Here is an 18,478-nt window from a genome sequence, read left to right on the forward strand (position 1 = left end):
TGACAAGTGCACGCTGTTGAGTTCTCAAAGATCGGACGCACCAACCAGCAACGAATCCCACGACCCGCGCCCCGGCTGGGCAACTTCACTATCCTACCTCGCGGGAGCGACTCCGTCAAACTGACCGATGCCCCCCAGGCGAGTCCCCCCACACAACCGACAAGCGGACGACCCGGAAACCAGATCTCATATGCGGGAGGCTGTCCACTACTTGAGGGGAGCCAGACCCAGAGGCCTTCCGCTCTACCCTTTGGGGCGAACAACAAGAACTCTACCTGCCGAAGCCGCGTTCGTCCAATCGGGACCCGGGTGGGCGTCCGTGTGGTGCGCGCGACCGCGATTCCCGTTGGCGATCGATGGCCGGATCGGGTTGCGATGCCCTCCCGGGGAGGGGCGAACGAGCCCTCTCGCTCCGCATATGTACAACGTTAGAATTTTTCCTTGACCTTCACCTGCCCGAGACCCCACGATGGGCGGGAACGGAAATTACGACGTTGTAAACCGTGTGATCGGAGCTTCGTCGCCGCTCCGCCGGAGGTTGTGATCCCTCCGGTGTCGACGCTCCCGCATGACGCGGTGCGGGCTGCACACGAGAGGAACTCGATGGTGATGTGGACAGATCAAGGGCGGCGCACGCAGAAGCGCCCCCGTCGTGTACTGGTGGCCTTCGCTACTGCGGCCGCGCTGGGAGTGTCCTCACTCCTCGCGGCGCAGCCGGCCGCAGCCGCTGAGGATCCCTGGGTGACCGAGGTCGATAACGTCGTCCCTGACGTCTATCGCTTCGCGGTTCCCAACTCGGCGATCCAGCCGGCGACCGGCATCACAGGCTCGGTCGTGGCCGTCGAAGGAAACTTCGCGCCGGGCAAGACGTGGACGACCCTGAACATGGGGGCCAGCGGAGGCAACTGGACCTCGACCATCGGCCCGCTCGAGCCGGGACTTTACTACTACCAGTACTCGGCTCGTCCGGCCTGGAACCAGGATGCGATTGCGTTCCGCAACCCCGCCAGTCCGCAGGAGGTGACCTCGAAGCCCGCGTGGAACACCCTGTTCGTCGACGGCCCGGGCGCCGAATGGCTCGCCGACGTCCCCAACGGAGGGGCGCTGGAGGATCTCACCTACCAGAGCTCTGTCACAGGCGCAGAGCGCTCCGCGCTGGTATGGACGCCGCCGGGCTACGACCAGAACCGTGCCGAGCCTTACCCCGTGCTCTACCTCCTGCAGGATGAGGGGCAGAGCTATCGCGAATGGGTCGAGCTCGGGCGGTTGAAGCAGATCCTCGACAACCTGACGGTCGAAGGCGAGGCCGAACCGATGGTCGTCGTGATGGGCGACGGCGAGTCGGATGAGATCCGCGGCGAGGTCGTCAAGAACCTCCTTCCCGCCGCGGAGGGGGCCTTCAACGTCTCCAGCGACGCCGGCGATCGCGCGATCGCCGGTATCGGGCGAGGAGCTGAGCAGGCCCTCAGCCTTCTGGTCAGCGCCACGGGAGAGTTCTCGAACGTCGGCTCGTTCTCGGGTGACCTCGAGCAGAACGTCGGCAAGGGCAAGGCACGCGAGATCAACGACGCGACCGACCTCATCCGTCTCTACGTCGGCAACGTCACCGACCCGAGCTACAACGCAACGGTGAGTCTCGCCGACAAGCTCAGCGCCGCGGGCGTCGAGTTCCAGTCAGACGGCTCCGACCCCGAGACCGGCGGCACGTGGGACACGTGGCAGAAGAGCCTCCACGACTTCGCGCAGCGCGTCTTCCAGGCTTCGGACGACACCGGACCGAGTGAGGGGCATCTTCCGCTGGAGCCGCACGCGCTCCCGGCTGCCGGCACCACGCCGACGCCCTGGATCGACGAGAACGGCGTCGTGACCTTCGAGACCGGCACCGAGTTCGCCGGCGCGAACAACGTCACCGTGTGGGGCAACTTCGGACCTGCGGGCAGCTGGCCGCGCACGCCCATGACCAAGCAGGAGGACGGACGCTGGCGTCTGACGATGCCGGTCGAGGCCGGTTCGTACTATTACAAGTTCGTGGTGGAGGGGTCAGATCGCAAGGACACCGCCAACCCGACGACCGTGCTCTCTGAGCGCAACTGGAGCACATTCCAGGTACCCGGCGACGAGACGCTCCGTGGCGAGTACACGACACCGGTCGCACCCGAGGCTCGCGGCGACGTCCAGGTCATGAACTACACGAGCAGCGCGAGCGGCAACCCCACTCGCTCCGCCTATGTGTGGACGCCCCCGGGCTACGACCCCGATCGCGCTGAGGCCTACCCCGTCTTCTACCTCCAGCACGGTGGCGGGCAGACGTGGACCGACTGGATCGAGGTCGGCTTCGCCGCCCAGATCCTGGACAATCACTACGCCAAGGGGAACATCGTTCCCATGGTGGTGGTGATGGCCAACGGCAACGGCGTGAACTTCCCCACGGAGATCACGCAGCGCATCACCGTGGCCGCCGAGGCGCAGTACAACGTCAGCAGCGAGCCCGCGGACCGCGCCCTCGCGGGCCTCTCCATGGGGTCGGCTGCGGCATTGAGCACCTTGTACCAGGTGCCCGGCGAGTTCGCCTACATCGGGGCCATGTCGGCGTTCACCAACCCTCCGGCCAATGCGAACGTCTCGGCGATCAACGAGGGCACGAAGCTCCTGCGCATCTACTCGGGCGACATCCAGGACTTCACCTACCCGAACACGTTGAGCCTGGTCAGCGCGCTGAACAGCCGCGGGATCGAACACGAGTTCGCTCCGATCATCCCTGGTCCGCACAGCTGGGACGTGTGGCAGAAGTCGCTGATCGACTTGCTTCCGCGCCTGTTCCAGGGCTGAGGCCTCAGCGGTCACTCCCGCCAGGATGACGCCCGTGAGGGCGAGAACGACGTTCTCGCCCTCACGGGTCACTTGTCGGCGATGAAGCATCTCGTCCAGGCGCTGTCGGCCGGCTCGCGCACCTCGATGTCCAGCTACCGCAGCCGGTGCGCGGCAGACCCGCGCTCACGATGACAGGTCGGTGAAGTGATCGGTGAGCTGGCGTCGTGAGTTGATCTCCAGTTTCCGGAAGACCTTGCGCAGGTGGTAGTCGACGGTGTTCGCACTGATGAACATGGATGCGGCGATCTCGCCGTTCGTGGCACCACGGGCCGCGAGGAGGGCAACCTCTCGTTCCTGGCTGGTGAGGGTGTCCTGGGGTTTCGCTCCGCTGATGACATCGATCCCCGTGGCCTGGATCTCTCGGCGCGCGCGTTCGGCGAACGTGACTGCACCGAGGTCGACGAAGGTGTCGTACGCCTTCTGCAGCTGCACCCGCGCGTCGGCGCGACGCCGTACACGGCGCAGCCACTCTCCGTAGAGCAGACGTGCGCGCGCGCCGTCGCCACGGTGGGCACCCACGAGCGCGTCGATCGCAGAGAGGTAGTGCCGCTCGGCATCCTCATCTTCGGCAAGAAGGGCGCGGGACCGGTCTCGCAGACCACGCGCGGCTCCTGAACCGCTCGCCTCGGCGTAGGACTCGAGCTTCGCCAGTCCCCACTGCGCAGATGATCGGTTGCCGCTGCGGGCGGCCGCTTCGATGTATTCGGGGATGTGGTGGAAGCTCGCCTGAAGGAACGGGTGCCGGACGAGCGGTGAGAGTCGTTCGAACGCCGCCTCGTAGGCTCCGGAGGCGATCTCGTTGATCGCAATCGCGCCGGTGGCCATGCGTGAGATCCCGCCCCACCCTCCCTCGTGGACAGCATGGGTGATCTGCTCCACGATCGCGGGGGGCGTGCCCTGCCACGCGAGCAGCCCCGCGTTGACCGCCTGCTCGTCTATGGCACCCAAAGCCCGGCGCAGCTCCGCCGACTGATCGACGTATTCGGCGGCGGCGCGCGGATTCATCCTGCTCATCTCGACCGCGCTGAGGATCCACAGGCAGGCATCCACGTCGCGCAGCGCGCCGGCATCCCTGCTCTCCCTTACTGCGCGCCGGAGAAGTTCGGCCGCAGCATCCCAGTCCCAGAGCGCGACGCACGGGACCGTCACATAGAAGCCGAAGTCCGGGAGTTCTTCGCCGGCCGCGCCGCGCAACGCAACGACGGCCTCACGCAGCAGCGGCGCCGCGTCACCGTAGTCGTCGAGGATGAAGGAACTGACGGCGCGCAGCAGGACAGAGGTGAGGTCTTCGCCCTCAGACGCGGCCCGCATCCGCACAGCGAGCTCGCGGACGTCCGCCCCGACCGCTTGCTCCTCGGTGACCGTGGCCGAGTTGAGCGCAAGCAGCAGCGTTCGCCGAGCGTGTTCCGGTGCCAGCTCGCTCATCAGATCGGCCGCCTGGATCAGCTTCGCCAGTCCACCGCGCAGCCCTTCCGGATCGGAGAGGAACAGGCCCGCCATCGCTTCGACAATGAGCTTGCGTCCCCGGCTGACGTCGTTCAAAGTCGAGTCGTCGACGCGGTCGAGCTGTTGAAGAGCGAGTTGGGCAGCCCCCGCGCTCAGGGCCGCCTCGGCGGCCCCGACAGACCGTTCGCTGCGGTCGGCGACCGCCGTGGAGAGCCCGGACGCTCGCGCGAGCAGATGCGCGCGAGACAGCATGCCGCCGCGCGCGCCGGCGGCGTCGGCCGCGGCGACCAGTTCCGCCGCAACGTCGTCGTCCGGCCGATCGACCGACGCAGCCGCGTGGTATGCCGCGACCTCGAGCTGGTTCCGGGCTCGCGCATGATCACTGAGGGCGCGGTGCACGCTCCGGCGATCGGCCCCGATAGCTGCGGCGTAGACCGCCGAGCGGATGAGTGGATGCCGGAAACGAATCGTGTCGCGCACGTGCACGAAGTCGATGCGCTCGGCGTCGCCCGAAGCGTCCAGCGGAACACCGAGGGCTTCGGCGGCGGCGTTCACGGCCGCCACATCTCCGCTGGATTCGACCGCCGCGATGAGCAGCCATCGCCTGCTGGCTTCGGGCAGCTCCCGCAACCGGCGCGCATAGATCTGCTCGAGCCGACGGCCGATCGGGATCGGCGAGTGGGCGATCGCCGTGGAGGTGAGTTCCGCCGCAGACCATTCGATGGCGAGCTCTCGGAGAGCGAGGGGATTCCCGGCGGTGTACGAGACGTAGTCCGCAGCAACCGTGGGGTCGAGGAGCCCCCTTGCCGCTCCCCTGAGCAACGCTGATCCGGCGTCGCGATCGAGTCCGCCCAGTTCCAGACGCGCAACACCTGCGAGCCCGCTCTGGACGGTCTCGTCCGACCGCGCGGCGATGACGACGCACGCGCGTTCGGCGGCGATCCGTCGGGCGACGAAACCGAGCGCGAGCAGCGACTCGGCGTCGGCATGCTGTGCATCGTCGACCACGCAGGCAGTCGGCTGATCCATACCAGCGCGTGCCAGGAGGTTGAGGAACCCGAGTCCGACGAGCGCCGGCTGGGGCGGAGGTCCTTGTTGCACGCCGGCGGCGATGCGCAGCGCCGTCTGCTGAGCCGGGGGCAGCTCGTCGACGTACTCGATGAGGGGTCGGCCGAGCCGCTGGAGTGCACCGTACGCGATCGTGGACTCCACTTCGACGCCCTGCGTGCGCAGCACACGAAGACCGGGCTGGTCGCGTAGTGCGGCTTCCACGAGGGTCGTCTTCCCGATTCCCGGGTCGCCGGTGATGAGCAGGGCGCCACCGCTCTGATTCCTCGCACCCGCGAACAGAACGCGGAGCCGTTCGGTCTCCGCGTTCCGCCCTAGAAGCTCCGGCCCATCGTCGATGGATGCACATTATCGACGAGACGACAACGAATGGAAGAGCGCCGTCCCGCGAGGTCGGAGGCGACCGGCCCGAAGGACTACGTGCTTCACGTGGTGCGCGACGTTCGCCGAGTCGGTGGGATGGCAGCAACCGCGAAGGAGGCGCCATGCCCTACGTTACGACCGACGACGGAACCGAGATCTTCTACAAGGATTGGGGCGGCGACGGCACCCCGGTGCTCCTCAGCCACGGGTGGCCACTGAACTCGGACGCGTGGGAGTCGGCAGCACTCTTCCTCGCGAGCCACGGCCACCGCGCGATCGCACATGATCGACGGGGGCACGGCAAGTCCACGCAGACCTGGACCGGCAACGAGATGGACACGTATGCCGACGACCTCGCCTGTCTCATCGACCACCTGGATCTGCAGGGCCTGACGCTGGTGGGTCACTCCACCGGCGGCGGAGAGGTTCTCCACTACGTGGCGCGCCACGGCTCGGCACGTGTCGCGAAGCTCATTCTCGTCTCGGCGGTGCCGCCACTCATGGTGAGGACCGACGACAATCCGAACGGACTGCCGATGGACGTGTTCGACGGCATCCGCGCCGGCGAAGCCGCGAACCGTTCACAGCTGTACCGCGACCTCGCCGACGGGCCGTTCTTCGGCAACAACCGCGCCGGCGATGTGCCGCAGGGGACCCGCGACGCCTTCTGGCTGCAGGGTCTGGCATCCGGCACCCGCAACGCCTACGAGTGCATCGCCGCGTTCTCTGCCACAGACTTCCGCCCCGACCTCGCAGAGGTCGACGTCCCGACGCTCGTGATCCACGGCGACGACGACCAGATCGTCCCCTTCGAGATCAGCGGCAAGCTCTCGGCCGAAAAGATCTCCGGCGCCGAACTGCTCGTCTACGAAGGGCGGCCCCATGGGCTTCCCGATACCGATCGGGACCGACTCCACGCCGACATCCTCGCGTTCGTCGAACGCTGACCGCACGAAACGGAGAACACGAACATGAGCCAACCCGGCATGACACCAGGTCTCCCGCCGATCGTGCTGGTGCATGGACTGTGGATGACGCCCTCCAGCTGGGACACCTGGGCTGAGCGGTTCCGCGCCCGGGGCCACGAAGTCCTCACCCCCGGGTGGCCGGGGATCGACGATCGAACCCCCGCGGATGTCCGCCGCGATCCCAGCGCGCTGGAGGACGTCTCGATCACCGAGATCGTCGACTCGTACGATCGGATCATCCGGGCGCTGCCCGAGGCTCCGATCATCATGGGCCACTCGTTCGGCGGGATCTTCATCCAGATGCTGCTCGACCGCGGTCTGGGGGTGGCCGGCGTCGGAGTGGAACCCGGGCAGCCGGCGGGGGTGCTCTCCCTCCCGTTCTCCACCCTGCGGACCGGGTTGCCGATTCTCTCCAACCCGTTCCGCATGCGCAAGGCGAACCGGTTCACCAAGCGACACTTCCACTACACCTTCGGCAACGACCTGACCCGGCAGGAGTCGGACCGCGAGTGGGAGGGCAGCGCGGTGAACTCCGTGAACCGCGTGTTCTTCGAAGGTGTGCTGTCGTTGCCGAGGCAGAAGACGGGGATCACGCGCGTCGACTTCCACAAACCCGACCGCGCACCCCTCCTGCTCATCTCGGGGGGAATCGATCACGTCGCACCGCCCGCCATCCAGAGGGCGACGCTGCGGAAGTACGCGCAGGGCTCTGCTCTCGTGGAGCAGATCGAGTTCCCTGGTCGCACCCACCGCATCGTCAGCCAGGACGGTTGGGAAGAGGTCGCGGACTACGCACTGGACTGGGCCCTGAGCCACGCCCGCAACACCACTCGCGAAGCATCCGTCTGAGCTGTCCGAGGCGAAAGGCCCGCTGATGAAGCTCACTCGGATCGGAGGCCCCAGTGTGCTGGTCGAACACGCGGGCTGGCGCATCCTCATCGATCCCACCTTCGATCCGCCAGGGCGCCGCTACGCCTTCGCACTGGGGACCTCGAGCGTCAAGACACTCCCACCCGCGATCGAGCCGGAGGCTCTCGGGCCCATCGATGTCGTGCTGGTCAGCCACGACCACCACGCCGACAACCTCGACGATCGCGGCAGGGCACTGCTGCCGACAGCAGGAACCGTGGTCACCACGGCGCCCGGGGCCGGCCGGCTCGGGCTGCCGAATGCGCGCGGTCTGCGACCCGGCGAGAGCATCCTTCTCGAGTCGGCGGGCAAGGATGCCCTCGAGGTCACCGCCACACCCGCGCGACACGGGCCTCCTCTGAGCCGCGCGATCGTCGGCGCAGTCATCGGCTTCCTGATCCGCCGCCCGCCACGGCCGCGGTACGACCTGTGGGCCACGGGAGACACGGTCCTCACCCGTCGCCTGCGAGCGTTCGCTCGCGGCCTCGACGTCGACACGGCGATCGTGAACGCCGGCGGAGTCGGGTTCCCGCTGACCGGGCCGATCCGATACACGATGACCGGCGCCGACGCCGTGACCCTCATCGGCGAGCTGAGACCGCGCGTGGCGATCCCGGCGCATTTCGACGGCTGGTCGCATTTCCGGGACGGCGAGACGGGGATGCGCGACGGCATCCGCGCCGCCCCCTCCGCCGTCCGAGACCGGATCCGTTGGCTCCCTGACGGCACCGCCGTCGACCTCACCGACCCCACCACCGCACACGCTGAAAGGAACGACTGATGAACACTCGAAAGCGCCGGGGCCTTCTCGGGCTCGCTGCCGTCGCGATCGCGGCCCTCACGGCCATGGCCGGTGTCGCTGCGCCGGCCACGGCCGAACCCACTACGGCGGCGCGACCCACCGGTCCCAAGCCGACGATCGTGCTGGTTCACGGCGCGTTCGCCGACTCCAGCGGCTGGAACCTCATCGCCCCGACCCTCGAAGCCGGCGGCTACCCCGTCATCGCGTTCTCCAACCCGCTCCGTGGAATCGACTACGACAGTCAGTACCTGCGAGATTTCCTCGGGACCATCGACGGCCCGATCGTGCTCGTGGGGCACTCCTACGGCGGTGCGGTGATCACCAACGCAGCGGTCGACGACCCCGACGTCACGTCACTCGTCTACATCGCCGCCTACGCCCTCGACGAGGGCGAGTCCGTCGCTGCCGCGAACTCCCTCGGCGGCGGGCACACGGAGGTGACGGATCACCTCGTCATCCGCCCGTTCCCCGGCGCGAGCGAGGGCGATGCCGACGCGTACATCGACCCCGCGTTCTTCCCTGACCTCTTCGCCCAGGACGTGCCGAAGACGCTCGCACGGACCATGGCCGCCTCGCAGCGTCCGGGATCGTACGCCTCGCTGATCACCCCGTCGGGGCCGCCGGCGTGGCAGAGCATCCCGAGCTGGTACATGGTCGCGACGCAGGACCGCATCATCCCGCCTGAGGCGGAGCGCGTGATGGCCGAACGCGCCGGCGCCACCACCGTGGAGGTCAACACGTCACACGTGCCGATGATCAGCAAACCGGCCGCCGTGATCGCCCTCATCAAGCAAGCGGCCAAGTGACCACCCCGGCCGGCCCGTCGGAATGTCCGTCCGATGGGCCGGCCGCTGCGGGCGAAGCCCAGCCGAACCAAACGAAACGAGTCCCGTCTCAGCTGAGTGAATCACACTGGCACGGGACTCGAAGCTGGCGGTGTCGCCGAGACGGGGTGGGGTGCGAGTTGTTCATCTTCCGTTTCATTCGCGGTCCAGCGGTCTCGTAATTCGCGGTCACCTCACGGAGTTTGCATACCGGTGTTCTCGAAATCCCCGAACTTCTGGAAGGACACCCACATGCGCTCCCCCGCAATCCCCGCCCTCGGTCTCCTCGGCATCGCCGCGCTCGCCCTCACCGGCTGCGGTGGTGCGGCATCCGCGTCTGACACGGATGCTGTCGCCGACGTCCCGATCACCATCGCCACCATCCCGCTCGGCGACGACCCGTCGGCCGAGAACCCGATCGAGGCGTTCGCTGCACTGCTGGAGGAGGAGACCGGCCGCACCGTCGAGGTCACCGACGTGCCCGACTACCTGAGCGTGGTCGAGGCGATCCGCGCCGACCACGTCGACATCGGCATCATGAGCGGGTTCCCCTCGGCGCTCGCGGTCAACACCGGAGAGGTCGACGCACTGCTCGCCTGGAAGGGCGACGACACCCCCGTCTCGACCTGCGTCGTCTTGCAGGACTCCCCTATTCAGGACGTGGAAGACCTGGAGGGCAAGACGGTCGCGTTCGCGGACCAGGCGTCCAGCTCCGGCTACTTCATGCCGGTCTACATGCTCCACGAGGCGGGCCTCGAGCAGGGCGAGGACTATGAGGCGATCTTCGCCGGCGGCCACGAGGGCAGCTTCGCCGCGCTGGAGCAGGGACAGGTGGATGCCGCCTGCACGGCGATCATGCTGACGCAGATGGGTGAGCCGTACTTCCCGTTCGCTGACGGCGAGTGGCGGGGTGTTGGCGAGAGCCCGTCGATGCCGGTCGCGGGCACGGTGCTGGCACGGCAGTCGCTGGACGACGAGACCCGCGCGCTCCTCGAAGAGGCGCTGCCGGCGGTGTTCTCAGAGGAGAACGCCGAGGCACTCGGCGCGCTGGGTGAGGGCTTCATCGGCCGCGAGACGGTGATCGCGCCGAAGCCTGAGCTGTTCCAGGGCTTCGTGGACATCGCCGCCGTCGCCGGCGTGAAGCTCGAGGATCTGCGCTGATGACGCTGACCGCAACGACGGATGCTGCGGCGGTCGCAGCATCCGTGTCCCCTGTGGTGTCGGTGCGCGACCTCGCGGTGGCCTACGACCGCACCCCGGTGCTCACAGGTGTCGACCTCGACCTGCGACCCGGCGAGACCGTGGCGCTGCTCGGTGCGTCCGGATCGGGCAAGTCCACGCTGATGCGCAGCCTCACCGGGTTCGCCCCGATCACCGGGGGCAGCGCCCAGGTCGCAGGGCAGGAGGTCGCCGCGATGCGCCCGCGTGAACTGCGGGCTCTGCGCGCGCAGGTGGGGCAGGTGTTCCAGCAGTTCAACCTGATCCCCCGGCTCAGCGTGCTGACCAACGTGCTGACGGGTGCCCTGCACCACGCAGGGCCGTTCAACCTCGTCGGCGGCTTCACACGGGAGCAGCGCACCCGCGCCCTCGACCTGCTCGACCGGGTCGGCATCGCCCACAAAGCCACCGCACCGGCCCGGTCGCTCAGCGGCGGGCAGCAGCAGCGTGTCGCCATCGCTCGCGCCCTGATGCAGCGGCCGCGGGTGATCCTGGCCGACGAGCCGGTCGCCTCGCTCGATCCGAAGCTCGCCGACTCGGTACTGAGCCTGTTGCGCGACATCGCCCGCCACGACGGCATCCCCGTGCTGGTCAGCCTGCACGTGCTGCCGCTCGCGCTCGCGCACAGCGACCGGATCGTCGGCCTGAAGCACGGCGAGGTCGTGGTGTCGGCACCTACCGCCGAGCTCGACGCCACCGCCCTCGCGGTCGTCTACGACGACGAGGAGGACGCCGGTGAGCACCACCACTGAGCGCCCGCGCCACCAGAAGGCGAACGCACCGCAGCTGGACCCGCAGGAGCGGGACCGCCTCGAGCACGCCTTCCGAATCCCACGCGCCCGGTTCGGACTCGGCCTGCTCGCCGCGTTCGCGGTGCTGGTCTGGTCCTTCCAAGGCGCCGAGTTCAACTTCGCCAAGCTCGCCGAAGGCGCGGTGAACATGACCGAGTTCCTAGGTCGGCTGTTTCCGCCGGACTTCTCCGACTTCGGCACCATCGTCGCCCTGCTCATCGAGACGCTGCAGATGGCGATCGTCGGCACCGTGCTCGGCGCAGTCTTCGCCCTCCTGATCGCTTTCGGCGCAGCATCCAACATCGCTCCGAAATGGGTCTACTACCCGTGCCGATGGCTGATGAACATCATCCGGTCGGTACCCGACCTGGTGTTCGCGCTGATGTTCGTGTCGGCCGTCGGGCTCGGACCGTTCGCGGGCATCCTCGCGATGACGCTCGGCTCGGTCGGCTCCATCGGCAAGGTCTTCGCCGAGGCGATGGAATCCGTCGACCGCGGACCGCTCGTCGCGATGGAGGCCGTCGGCGCCTCGAAGCGACAGATCATCCAGTACGGCGTGCTGCCGCAAGCGGCGCCGCTTCTCGTGTCGTACACGCTGCTGCTGTTCGAGGGCAACGTGCGCGGCGCGACCATCCTCGGGCTCGTCGGTGCCGGCGGCATCGGCCTCGAGCTCACCACCGCGATGCGCATGTACGACTACGGGCACCTGTGCGCGATCGTCATCTGCATCATCGTCCTGGTCACCGCGATCGACCAGGTCAGCGCATTCGTCAGAAGGAGAATCACATGACCGCCGCCCTCATCGACCTGGAGCTCAGCGCTCCCGTCAACCTCCGCGACCTCGGCGGCATCCCGGTGGCCGGCGGAGTGCTGCGCGAAGGCATCGCCCTCCGCGCCGACGACCTCGCCGTCGTCACCCCGCAGGACGCCGACGACCTGGTCGACCGCGGGCTCGTGGCAGTGATCGACCTGCGCACCAGCGACGAGGTGACCCTCACCGGCCGCGGCCCGCTGGCCGACCAGGCCGTCGCGTACCACCACCTGCCGCTCATGGCGAGCATCGGAGCGGGCATGCCGCAGGGTGGCCGCGTCGCCTTCGACCACGTGTCGATGGGCGAGATGTACGTGCACATGGTCGAGACCTCCGCGCCGCAGCTCGCGACCGCGCTGTCGATCATCGCGCTCGCCCCCGGCGCAACGGCGTTCCACTGCGCCGCCGGCCGCGACCGCACCGGTGTGCTCGCCGCGATGCTGCTGCTCGCCCTCGGCGCCGCCGACGACGACATCGTCGCCGACTACGCCCGCACCGACGCCAACATGGCCGCCATCCAGGCACGCATGAAGCCCGTCATGGGCGTGCTGCTCGAGCGGCTCGGTTTCGACCTCGACGAGATGACCGCATCGACGACGGATGCTGAACCCATGGACATCTCGATGCGCACCCTGCTCGCCCGGCTCCGCGAGCGGCACGGCGACGCCCTCGCCCCGGTCCGTGCGGCGGGCCTGACGGACGACATCGTGGCACGGCTGCGCGCTCGCGCGGTGGCCGTGTGAGCATCGCTCCGCCCGCAGAGCAGACCGGGGCCGCGGTACGCCGTGGCCCCGGCCGGCCCCGGGTCGATGACCTCGACCAGCAGATCCTCACCGCCGCGCTCGCGCTCATCGACGAAGGCGAGACCGTCACTGTTCGCCAGCTGGTGCACCGCAGTGGTGTCAGCCGCGCGGCGATCTACCGCCGCTGGCCGTCGATGACCACGCTCGTGGCCGCCGCACTGGACGTCGGCCGCACTGTGCCGCCCGACCTTCCGCTCGACGGCGACCTCCGCGCGGCGGTGATGGGGGCGCTCGTGGGGGGCCAGAGCGTGAGCGTCGTGGGCTACTCGGAGGAACGGTTCCGGCACCGGATCCGGCTCGCCATGACCGACCGCGACTTGCAGACCGCGTATTGGGCCTCCCACGTGTCCCGCCGCCGTGAGCCGCTCGAGCGTGCCATCGGCGCCGGCATCGACCGCGGCATCCTTCGTCCCGACCTCGACCCGGCCACCTGCTTCGATCTGCTCGCCGGCGTCGTCTACTACCAACTCGTGGTCCGCGGTGACCAGATGAGCGATCCGGTCGTCTGGCAGCGTTGCCAGGCTGCGTTCGACATCGCCTGGCGAGGCATGCTCGCCGACCAGCCCTGACGCCGGTCAGACCTCACCCCTTCACGAGGCGAGGACAGCGTGGGTGTCCGGCGCATGCGCCATGGTCCGCGGTCGTTGCCGTCAAGGGATGTGCACGCGGCTGGGTCATTCGTCGTTCGCGTGCTCCTCGATCCCGTCGACGGCATGATCGAAGCGCGAACCGCTCCTGGAGCGTGGACCATTGTGGGCAAACGATGGCCTGCGCAAAACGAAAACCCCTGCTGAACAGGGGTTTTCATGGCGGTGACGGTGGGATTTGAACCCACGGTAGGGGGTTACCCTACACAACTTTTCGAGAGTTGCACCTTCGGCCGCTCGGACACGTCACCGCGGACAAGCTTACGACACGAAAACGGATGCCGCGAATCGGCGCCGTTCCCCTCGGTCCAGGGTCGTCCGCCCGCGACTCGGAACCGCCGGCCCCGGTGTCGCCGGGCGGGTCTAGCGTGGGATCGTGACCGACGATCATCCGGCGGAGGCGCCCGCATCCGTCCCCGGCCGAATGGCCACGACGCAGCGGTACGTGCTGTGGATCGCCGTGCTCGCGTCGTTCGTGGCGTTCCTCGACGGCACGATCGTGAACGTCGCGCTGCCGGCGATCAGCGACGAGCTCGGCGGCGGCATCAGGACGCAGCAGTGGGTCGTCGACGCCTACCTCATCACGCTCGGCGCGCTGATCCTCGTCGCGGGATCGGTGAGCGATGCCTACGGGCGGGTGCTGGTGCTGCGCATCGGGCTCATCGGGTTCGCCGTCGCGTCCCTCGCGATCGCCGCGGCTCCGACGGCGGAGTTCCTCATCGTCGCGCGCGCTGTGCAGGGGGCGGCGGGCGCGTTCCTCGTGCCGAGCTCGCTGGCTCTCATCACCTCCAACTTCAGCGGTCCGGCGCAGAGTCGCGCGATCGGCATCTGGACGGCGATGACGACGTCGGCCATGATCGTCGGGCCACTGCTCGGCGGGATCCTCGTCGACTTCGCATCGTGGCGGTGGGCGTTCCTCATCAATGTCGTGCCGATCGGCGTCACCCTCGTGCTGCTCGCACGCGGCGGCTTCCGCGACACGCGGCATCAGGATGCATCGATCGACTGGCTCGGCGCGGTGCTGTGCACCCTCGGCCTCGGCGGGATGGTCTACGCACTCATCGAGCAGCCGAATCAAGGGTGGGCCTCCCCCGGGATCTGGATTCCGCTCGTCCTCGGCGCGCTGCTGTTTCTCACGTTCGTGATGCGTCAGCGCACGGTGCGGCACCCGATCCTGCCGCTCGACCTGTTCCGCGCGCGCAACTTCCGAATGGGCAACATCGCGACCACGTTCATCTACGGAGCGCTCGCGCTCAACGGACTCGTTGTCGTCGTGTACCTGCAGGAGGGGGCGGGGCTTCCGGCGACCCTCGCCGGACTCGCGAGTCTGCCGATGACGATCCTGATGATCCTCTTCAGCTCCCGCGTCGGCGCACTCAGCGGGAGGTGGGGGCCACGATTCTTCATGACGATCGGGCCGATCACGATGGGCGTCGGCGCGCTGCTGCTCCTGACGGTCGGCAGCGACTTCTCCTATTGGTGGCAGGTGCTGCCGAGCATGATCGTGATGGGAGCCGGCCTCGCGCTCACCGTCGCGCCCCTCACCTCGGCGATCCTCGGCGCGATCGAGCCGGAGCGCTCGGGCATCGCCTCCGCGGTGAACAACGCGGTGGCGCGCGTGGCGGGGCTGATCGCGATCGCGCTGCTCGCCAGCATCGTGGGCGGCACGCTCGACCTCGAAGGCTTCCACCGCGCTGCGATCGTCACAGCGGTGCTCATGATCGCCGGCGGGATCACATCGTTCGTCGGCATCCGCAATCCGGATCGCGCCCTCTACCCGCCGGCCGAGCCGGCATAGACCCGGCGGTAAACGGTGGCTCGCAGCATCCGCCGACTGCAAGACTGGCGGCATGGCCGTCATCGAGAATTCGAAAGTCACCATCGTCGGAGCCGGCAGCGTCGGCTCGAGCGCCGCGTATGCCGCGCTCATCCGCGGCTCCGCCCGCCACGTCGCCCTCTACGACATCGCCACCCAGAAGGTGGAGGCCGAGGTGCTCGACCTCGCCCACGGCACGCAGTTCACGGGAACCAGCGACATCATCGGCGGCAGCGACCTCTCGGTGGTGGAGGGCTCACACGTCGTCGTGATCACGGCAGGAGCGAAGCAGAATCCGGGTCAGACGCGCATCGAGCTCGCCGGGGTGAACGCCGGGATCATGAAGACGATGATGCCGCAGCTGCTCAGCGTGGCACCCGACGCCGTGTACGTCATCGTCACGAACCCCTGCGATGTGCTCACCGTGCTCGCGCAGGAGGAGACCGGCCTCCCGCGCGAGCGCATCTTCGCCTCGGGCACCGTGCTCGACACCTCGCGTCTGCGCTGGAAGCTCGCCGAGCGCGCCGGCGTCTCGACCTCGAGCGTGCACGCGTACATCGTCGGCGAGCACGGCGACACCGAGTTCCCGCTGTGGTCGAAGGCGACCATCGGCACCGTGCCGATCCTCGAGTGGGTCACGCCCGCCGGCGACCGCATGACGGCCGAGGAGCTCGACCAGATCGCCATCGACGTCCGCGACGCCGCCTACAAGGTGATCCAGGGCAAGGGCGCGACGAACTATGCGATCGGCCTGTCGAGCGCCCGCATCATCGAGGCGATCCTGAACGACGAGCGCGCCGTGATGCCGGTCTCCCCCGTGCTGCGCGACTTCCACGGCGTCGACGGCGTGGCGCTCTCGGTGCCGTCCATCGTGAGTGCGGCGGGCGCCGAGCCGATCCGCGAGACCCAGTTCGCCCCTGACGAGCTCGAGCTCTTGCACGCCTCGGCCGACGCGCTGAAGAAGGTGGCCGACTCGATGCGCAGCTGACGTCGTACGAAGGCGGATGCTGCGGCCCGTGGCATCCGTTGCCTCACTCGAGAAGGCGGGCGAGGTTCGAAAGCGACGAGGCGAGTCCCTCGGCGTGGTCTTCGGGAGAGATGCCGGCGGGGACGTCGGTCGCCTCGACGGTGACGAGGGTCCCGCCGCGGCGGGGCTCGAAGCTCCACGTCATCGTCATCGTGCCGGCGAAGGCGGGATCGTCCGAGGGGAAGTCGATCGCCTCGACGATCCGGTGCGGCGGCGCGAGCTCGACGCGGCGCACTTCGGCGACGTCGGCGTCCGCGCTCGCCTTTCCGCCGCCTTCGGGTGCCTCGTCGTAGGTCAGCACCATGCGGTACCCGGCGACCGGATCAAACCGATCGAAGCGGCCGCTCATCCCGGACGGCGGCAGCCAGGCGAGGAGCTGTTCCCCATCCGTGAAAGCGGCGAAGACGCGCTCCGGGGCGGCGGCGATGAGACGGGATGCCGAGTCCACACGCATGATGTCAACCTACGCCTCGACCGATCCCGCGCGGGGCTCGCGGACGATGTCGCGGGCCGGACGTAGGCTCATCGCATGCCCGCTGCCCGACGCCCGACGCAGACCGCCCCGTATCGGTGCACCGAGTGCGGCTGGACCACGCTCAAGTGGGTCGGGCGCTGCGGCGAGTGCCAGCAGTGGGGCACGGTGGTCGAGGCCGCCGAGCAGACGGGGATTCTCCGGTCGGTCACGCCGGTGTCGCCCGGAGCGGGGCGCGCTGCGCAGCCGATCACGCGCATCGACACGGCGGATGCCCCGCGGCGTACGACGGGCGTCGCCGAATTCGATCGCGTCCTCGGCGGCGGGCTCGTGCCCGGCGCCGCGATCCTGCTGTCGGGCGAGCCAGGGGTCGGCAAGTCCACCCTGCTGCTCGAGGTCGCCGCGCAGTCCGCGAAGGCCGGACGCCGCGTGCTCTACGCGAGCGCCGAGGAGTCGACCGCGCAGGTGAGGTTGCGCGCCGAGCGCACCGGCGCCCTCCACGAGGAGCTGTACCTCGCGAGCGAGACGGACCTCGCGACCATCCTCGGCCACGTCGACGACGTGGCGCCCGAACTTCTCATCGTCGACTCGGTGCAGACGGTGTCGTCTGCCCTGTCGGAAGGCATGGCAGGGCACCCCTCGCAGGTGCGCGAGGTCGCGGCGACGCTCATCCGCGTCGCCAAAGAGCGCGGACTCCCGACGATCATCGTGGGTCACGTCACGAAGGACGGCTCGATCGCGGGGCCCCGCATCCTGGAGCACCTCGTCGACGTGGTGTGCCAGTTCGAGGGCGACCGGCAGACCTCCCTGCGGTTCGTGCGGGCACTCAAGAACCGCTTCGGGCCGACGGACGAAGTCGGATGCTTCGACATGACCGGTGCCGGCATCGCCGAGGTGCCCGACCCCAGCGCCCTGTTCCTCGGGCACGGCAGCACGGAGCCCGGCACCTGCGTGTCGATCGCGCTCGAAGGCCGGCGGGCGCTGCCGGTGGAGGTGCAGGCCCTCACGATCGACAGCAAGTCGGGCAACCCTCGGCGCATCGTGAACGGTGTCGATGCGGCACGGGTCGCGACCGTGCTGGCGGTGCTCGAGAAGCGGATGAAGATCAAGACCTCCGATCAAGACGTCTACGTCTCGACGGTCGGCGGCGTGCGGTTCGCCGAACCGGCGGCCGACCTCGCGATCGCACTCGCCGTGGCCAGCGCGGTCGAGGGATGGACGATTCCTCGCCACATCGCCGTGGTCGGCGAACTGAGCCTGGCGGGCGAGGTGCGCCCGGTCACGCAGGCGGCGCAGCGCCGCACCGAAGGGGCGCGTCTCGGCTACCGAGATGTGATCGACCACCGGTCGGGATCGCTGGGCGGCGCCGTCAGTGACGTGCGGGTGCGGTCCAAGGGCCGGCCCGGGGAAGACGTCCCCGAGTTCTGAGGTTCGGCCGGTCCGTTCAGCGGCCGCGAGGCCGGCGCCGGCGCGCGGGGTCGACGTACCCGAGCACGACGGGGATCACCAGTCCGGTCGCGCACACGATTCCGACGAGCAGGAATTCCACCCGGCGAGTCTGCCCCGTCGTCCCCGCGGACGCAAACCCCTCGCCCGGGGTGTCCGGTTCCGCCGCGGCCGCCACCGTGGGACGCCACTCGGG

15 protein-coding genes and 1 tRNA gene are annotated in these 18,478 nt (G+C 68.8%); 13 read left to right on the forward strand and 3 right to left on the reverse strand.

Annotation, left to right across the window (positions count from 1 at the left end):
• Positions 1-741 precede the first annotated feature (741 nt).
• Entirely contained in the window at positions 742-2,829 is a 2,088-nt protein-coding gene (locus JNB61_RS20580; protein WP_220340621.1) for an alpha/beta hydrolase-fold protein, read from the forward strand.
• 165 nt (positions 2,830-2,994) lie between these two features.
• On the opposite strand, the gene JNB61_RS20585 is transcribed toward JNB61_RS20580, so the two are convergent.
• Complete coding sequence (locus JNB61_RS20585) at positions 2,995-5,724, reverse strand: helix-turn-helix transcriptional regulator (RefSeq protein ID WP_308291305.1); 2,730 nt, start codon at positions 5,722-5,724, stop codon at positions 2,995-2,997.
• A 146-nt stretch (positions 5,725-5,870) separates the two neighbouring features.
• Here JNB61_RS20585 and JNB61_RS18695 point away from each other — a divergent pair, with 146 nt between their 5' ends.
• The 9 genes from JNB61_RS18695 (at position 5,871) to JNB61_RS20590 (ending at position 13,443) form a co-directional block, all read left to right on the forward strand.
• Positions 5,871-6,695 carry an alpha/beta fold hydrolase gene (locus JNB61_RS18695; protein WP_220340623.1) on the forward strand — a complete coding sequence of 275 codons (825 nt, stop codon included), beginning with the start codon at positions 5,871-5,873 and terminating at the stop codon, positions 6,693-6,695.
• A 24-nt stretch (positions 6,696-6,719) separates the two neighbouring features.
• Positions 6,720-7,565, forward strand: coding sequence for an alpha/beta hydrolase (locus tag JNB61_RS18700; RefSeq protein WP_223214971.1), 846 nt, complete (start codon positions 6,720-6,722; stop codon positions 7,563-7,565).
• Between the two features lie 25 nt (positions 7,566-7,590).
• Positions 7,591-8,406 carry an MBL fold metallo-hydrolase gene (locus tag JNB61_RS18705; RefSeq protein ID WP_220292894.1) on the forward strand — a complete coding sequence of 272 codons (816 nt, stop codon included), beginning with the start codon at positions 7,591-7,593 and terminating at the stop codon, positions 8,404-8,406.
• Positions 8,406-9,233 (forward strand): alpha/beta fold hydrolase, encoded by an 828-nt coding sequence (locus JNB61_RS18710; RefSeq protein ID WP_223214972.1) that lies wholly within the window; start codon positions 8,406-8,408, stop codon positions 9,231-9,233. Before JNB61_RS18705 ends, JNB61_RS18710 begins: the two co-directional genes overlap by 1 nt.
• Before the next feature lie 270 nt (positions 9,234-9,503).
• Entirely contained in the window at positions 9,504-10,412 is a 909-nt protein-coding gene (gene phnD / locus JNB61_RS18715; RefSeq protein ID WP_220340624.1) for a phosphate/phosphite/phosphonate ABC transporter substrate-binding protein, read from the forward strand.
• Positions 10,412-11,221, forward strand: coding sequence for a phosphonate ABC transporter ATP-binding protein (locus JNB61_RS18720; protein ID WP_220340625.1), 810 nt, complete (start codon positions 10,412-10,414; stop codon positions 11,219-11,221). Before phnD ends, JNB61_RS18720 begins: the two co-directional genes overlap by 1 nt.
• Positions 11,205-12,050 carry a phosphonate ABC transporter, permease protein PhnE gene (phnE, locus tag JNB61_RS18725; RefSeq protein ID WP_220340626.1) on the forward strand — a complete coding sequence of 282 codons (846 nt, stop codon included), beginning with the start codon at positions 11,205-11,207 and terminating at the stop codon, positions 12,048-12,050. The genes JNB61_RS18720 and phnE overlap by 17 nt, the downstream gene beginning before the upstream one ends.
• Positions 12,047-12,814 carry a tyrosine-protein phosphatase gene (locus tag JNB61_RS18730; RefSeq protein WP_220292890.1) on the forward strand — a complete coding sequence of 256 codons (768 nt, stop codon included), beginning with the start codon at positions 12,047-12,049 and terminating at the stop codon, positions 12,812-12,814. The genes phnE and JNB61_RS18730 overlap by 4 nt, the downstream gene beginning before the upstream one ends.
• A complete protein-coding gene (locus tag JNB61_RS20590; RefSeq protein WP_308291303.1) occupies positions 12,811-13,443 on the forward strand; it encodes a TetR/AcrR family transcriptional regulator in 633 nt (210 codons plus the stop codon). Before JNB61_RS18730 ends, JNB61_RS20590 begins: the two co-directional genes overlap by 4 nt.
• Before the next feature lie 238 nt (positions 13,444-13,681).
• Here the strand turns inward: JNB61_RS20590 and JNB61_RS18740 are convergent.
• Positions 13,682-13,772, reverse strand: a tRNA-Ser gene (locus tag JNB61_RS18740).
• Positions 13,773-13,945: 173 nt separating this feature from the next.
• Here JNB61_RS18740 and JNB61_RS18745 point away from each other — a divergent pair.
• Both JNB61_RS18745 and JNB61_RS18750 read left to right on the forward strand, forming a co-directional pair.
• Entirely contained in the window at positions 13,946-15,319 is a 1,374-nt protein-coding gene (locus tag JNB61_RS18745; protein WP_220340650.1) for an MFS transporter, read from the forward strand.
• 52 nt (positions 15,320-15,371) lie between these two features.
• A complete protein-coding gene (locus tag JNB61_RS18750; protein ID WP_220340627.1) occupies positions 15,372-16,325 on the forward strand; it encodes an L-lactate dehydrogenase in 954 nt (317 codons plus the stop codon).
• 43 nt (positions 16,326-16,368) lie between these two features.
• On the opposite strand, the gene JNB61_RS18755 is transcribed toward JNB61_RS18750, so the two are convergent.
• Positions 16,369-16,818, reverse strand: coding sequence for an SRPBCC domain-containing protein (locus JNB61_RS18755; protein ID WP_220340628.1), 450 nt, complete (start codon positions 16,816-16,818; stop codon positions 16,369-16,371).
• Positions 16,819-16,893: 75 nt separating this feature from the next.
• Here JNB61_RS18755 and radA point away from each other — a divergent pair, with 75 nt between their 5' ends.
• On the forward strand, positions 16,894-18,264 hold the full coding sequence (gene radA, locus JNB61_RS18760; RefSeq protein ID WP_220340629.1) for a DNA repair protein RadA: 1,371 nt from the start codon (positions 16,894-16,896) through the stop codon (positions 18,262-18,264).
• Positions 18,265-18,478: the final 214 nt, after the last annotated feature.

It is taken from the genome of Microbacterium ureisolvens (genome assembly GCF_019511645.1).
Taxonomy (GTDB): domain Bacteria; phylum Actinomycetota; class Actinomycetes; order Actinomycetales; family Microbacteriaceae; genus Microbacterium; species Microbacterium ureisolvens_A.